Annotated in this window: 1 protein-coding gene; it reads right to left on the minus strand. The window is 44.3% G+C overall.

Features of this window, described 5'->3' with window-relative positions; all coding sequences use genetic code 11:
- Window positions 1-191: 191 nt before the first annotated feature.
- Window positions 192-443 (minus strand): IS3 family transposase, encoded by a 252-nt coding sequence (locus FD33_RS12960; RefSeq protein WP_002816285.1) that lies wholly within the window; start codon window positions 441-443, stop codon window positions 192-194.
- Window positions 444-524 lie beyond the last annotated feature (81 nt).

Raw genomic sequence — 524 nt, forward strand, 5'->3', positions numbered from 1 at the left:
ACCGTATCGCTGCTTAAATTCCGCAAAGATCCGCAGAATCCGTTGTTTTAAGTCCGCATCTTCGGCCCGGCGTTTTGAAGGCTTTGGGGATCGATAACGATAATACTGAGCTCTGGAAACACCGAGGATTCGGCACATCTTAGTTACCTGGTGGTGATGGCTTTCTTGGTGAATGTAATCAAAAATATTGGTTACTTCTGCGCAAGGAAGCCCAGGGCTTTTTTTAGGATTTCGTTCTCCTCAGACAGGGAAGCCAGCCGCTTTTCCATCGCTTTAATTTCGTCTGGCGATTTACCGGATTGAGTTTTGGCTTGGCCCTGGATCCACTTATGAACGGTTGAATAGCCAATGCCATATTCTCTGGCCAGTTGGGCAGCTGATTCGCCTTGCTTATATAGGTTGATGATGTTTTGTTTGAATTCTTTGTCGTAACGAGTTGGCATGTAAAAATTCCTTCCTTTTGAGAGACGATTTATTCATTATACCCTCTCTTAAAAGTTGTCTCAGGAATCAGCTTACATCCA

It is taken from the genome of Companilactobacillus paralimentarius DSM 13238 = JCM 10415, from assembly GCF_001434985.1.
GTDB lineage: Bacteria > Bacillota > Bacilli > Lactobacillales > Lactobacillaceae > Companilactobacillus > Companilactobacillus paralimentarius.

Coding starts and splice junctions, on each gene's coding strand:
- FD33_RS12960 (WP_002816285.1), bottom strand. CDS start 443: ATGCCAACTCGTTACGACAAAGAATTCAAACAAAACATCATCAACCTA.